This is a genomic window from Alteromonas sp. G5_S2_22_S1 (assembly GCF_054968525.1).
On record NZ_JBQKUJ010000070.1, the window covers coordinates 1 to 302 of the forward strand.

At 45.0% G+C, this 302-nt stretch carries 1 protein-coding gene; it reads left to right on the forward strand.

Annotated features, from left to right (window positions below; translation table 11 throughout):
* Positions 1 to 302, forward strand: a 302-nt coding sequence (locus ACTRWF_RS19715) for an EF-Tu/IF-2/RF-3 family GTPase (protein WP_462836109.1), incomplete at both ends; no start/stop codon positions are given.

Sequence of the window (302 nt, forward strand, 5' to 3'; positions counted from 1 at the left end):
GTATTCTCAATCTCAGGCCGTGGTACTGTTGTAACGGGTCGTGTTGAGCAAGGTATCATCAAGGTTGGTGAAGAAGTAGAAATCGTAGGTATCAAAGATACGACTAAGACTACTTGTACTGGTGTTGAGATGTTCCGTAAGCTTCTTGACGAAGGCCGTGCAGGTGAGAACGTTGGTGTTCTTCTACGTGGTACTAAGCGTGATGAAGTTGAACGTGGTCAAGTACTAGCTAAGCCTGGTTCAATCACTCCACACGTTAACTTCGAAGCAGAAGTATACGTACTGTCTAAAGATGAAGGTGG